The organism is Kitasatospora sp. NPDC091257 (assembly GCF_044757675.1).
In the GTDB taxonomy this organism is placed as follows: Bacteria; Actinomycetota; Actinomycetes; order Streptomycetales; family Streptomycetaceae; genus Kitasatospora; species Kitasatospora lactacystinica.
This window is the reverse complement of sequence record NZ_JBIVVI010001349.1, coordinates 1-2,272: the sequence shown is the minus strand read 5'-3', so window position 1 is coordinate 2,272 and position 2,272 is coordinate 1. Positions and strand designations below refer to the sequence as shown.

General features: G+C 73.2%; 4 protein-coding genes. 1 reads left to right on the top strand and 3 read right to left on the bottom strand.

Features of this window, described 5'->3' with window-relative positions; translation table 11 throughout:
- Positions 1-64 precede the first annotated feature (64 nt).
- Entirely contained in the window at positions 65-259 is a 195-nt protein-coding gene (locus tag ACIQOV_RS38150) for a hypothetical protein (protein ID WP_401055354.1), read from the bottom strand.
- A 1-nt stretch (position 260) separates the two neighbouring features.
- Here ACIQOV_RS38150 and ACIQOV_RS38145 point away from each other — a divergent pair, with 1 nt between their 5' ends.
- On the top strand, positions 261-407 hold the full coding sequence (locus tag ACIQOV_RS38145) for a hypothetical protein (protein WP_401055353.1): 147 nt from the start codon (positions 261-263) through the stop codon (positions 405-407).
- A 57-nt stretch (positions 408-464) separates the two neighbouring features.
- On the opposite strand, the gene def is transcribed toward ACIQOV_RS38145, so the two are convergent.
- Both def and ACIQOV_RS38135 read right to left on the bottom strand, forming a co-directional pair.
- A complete protein-coding gene (gene def, locus ACIQOV_RS38140) occupies positions 465-1,106 on the bottom strand; it encodes a peptide deformylase (protein WP_401055352.1) in 642 nt (213 codons plus the stop codon).
- 43 nt (positions 1,107-1,149) lie between these two features.
- Entirely contained in the window at positions 1,150-2,151 is a 1,002-nt protein-coding gene (locus ACIQOV_RS38135) for a tetratricopeptide repeat protein (RefSeq protein WP_401055351.1), read from the bottom strand.
- Positions 2,152-2,272 lie beyond the last annotated feature (121 nt).

The window sequence follows — 2,272 nt, the reverse complement described above, 5'->3', positions numbered from 1 at the left end:
CTGTACGGGACCCACCACCCCGCCCCGGACGTCGTCGGCGTCCGGGGCGGCAGGCTACCCGTGCTCAGCCCTTGACCGATCCCGCGGTCAGCCCCTGGGCCAGGTAGCGCTGGAGGAACTGGTAGACCACGATCACCGGCAGCGAGGTCGCCAGCGCCCCGGCGGCGAACAGGCCGTAGTTCTGGTCCTGTCGGCCGGAGATGATCCCGTAGAGGCCGACCGCGACGGTCTTGGAGTCGTTCGACCCGCCGCTGACCACCGTGCGCCAGCCGATCCAGGAGACGGCCGCGACCGTCGCCGAGGCCCTGTGGCGCCGGCTGGAGGGGCACGGCGGCCAGGTCAGGGACTACCTGTTCAGCCCGGAGCTGGTCGCCCGCGGGTCCACCGGCCGGCTGCGGCACGGCTGACCCCACGCCGAGGGCCGGGATACCAGCGATGTCCCGGCCCTCGCGCGTACCGCACCGTCAGGCGTTCGACACCGTCGCGTACTTCGGGGTGCCCTCGGCCATCTGCTGCAGGGCGTCCTTGCGGTCCCGCTTCGACAGCTTGTCGATGTAGAGGGTGCCGTACAGGTGGTCGGTCTCGTGCTGGAGGCAGCGGGAGAAGAAGCCGGTGCCCTCGACGCGGATCGGCTTGCCGTCCTTGTCGACGCCGGTGACCGCGGCGTAGTCCGGGCGGGCCAGCTCCGCGTAGGCGGTGGGGACGGAGAGGCAGCCCTCGTTGCCGTCGTCCAGGACGCGGCGGCGGTCGGCCGGGTACTCCTCCAGCACCGGGTTGATCACGTGGCCGATGTGGCGCACGCCCTCGTCGTCCGGGCAGTCGTAGACGAAGACCTTGAGGTCGACGCCGATCTGGTTGGCGGCGAGGCCGACGCCCTCGGCGGCGTACATCGACTGGAACATGTCGTCGATCAGTGCGGACAGCTCGCCGTCGAAGACGGTGACGTCCTTGACCTCGCGGTGCAGCACCGGGTTGCCGACGACGGTGATCGGGCGCGCGGTGCCCCTGCTGAGGTCGGGCTCCTCACCGATCACCTTCACGGGCGTCTCGGGCGCCTCCCCCTCCACGTCGTGCTCGTGCTCGTGCTGCTCGGCCTGCTCCGCCATGTCTTCCGCTTCCGTCGGTGTACGCGTTACCTCACCAGGGTACTCAGCACACTTCTTCGAGATCCCGGTACGCCCGGCTTCCCGGGGCGGCCGCGACCCAGCGGTCCAGCAGGGTGCGCACCAGGTGGGCCGGTGCGGCGATCCCGCACTCGCGCTCGACCAGCCAGGACATCCCGGCCGCGCCGCCCTGGCTGAGGTGGCTGAGGTGGCCGGGGTGGGCGGCGTCGCCGTCGTCGTGCGGGTCGTGGTGGGCGGCGACGCCGTCGTCGGAGGCCATCCGGCTCTCCGAGCAGGCGCGGCACAGCAGCCGCACCGAGGAGGTCCAGTCCTCGGCCGCGTAGCCGGCGTCGGCGACCAGCCGCTCCAGCGCGTCCCGGTCCCCGGCGGTGGCGGCCTGGAGCAGCACCACGTACGTCGGCACCGGGGAGGGCGCCCACAGCTCGATCTCGTCGAACACCGGGTAGGCGACGCCGTCGGTGACCCGCTCGCCGTGCGGGGCGCCGTCGTGCAGCACCACCTCGCCCCAGCGGCGGCCGGAGGAGGGCAGCGGGATGGACAGCACCTCGATCCGGGCCGGGTCCAGCCGGCGGCCCCAGACCACCTCGGACTCGCCGTCCGGGGAGAGCCGTACCGGGGTGGTGCCGAGGTCCAGGCTGACCGGGCCGTCCTGCTGCCCGCCGGGGCCGCCGGGGCCGCCGGGCAGCTTCAGCCCGTACGCCTGCCAGGCGCGGCGGGCCAGCGGCCAGTCCTGGAGGGCGGTGGCGGTGATGCCGAGGTTCCACCAGTCCGGGGCGCCGTGCTCGCGGTCCAGCAGGGCGACGGCGCGCAGCCCGGCCGAGCGGGCCTGCTCCCAGTCCCGGCGGAACTTGTGCAGCAGGGCGAGGTTGAACCAGGAGTCGGAGAGCCACGGCTCCAGGTCGGCGGCCATCACCAGCAGCGCGCCGGCGTCCTCGTAGCGGCCGTCGCCGATCAGCGTGAAGGCCCGGTCGGTCGTCTGCCGCCAGGTGGCGGACGGCCGGTGCCGTGCCCGGTGGAAGATCCTCACGTTCGTCCCTGCCGTCGTCGTCCGCTCAAGTCCCGTGCCACCGTGCCCGTACCGCCTCGGACGGTGTTCGGGGCCCGGTGCCCCGGGTCGGTGTTCCACGCTACGACCGCATCCAACCACG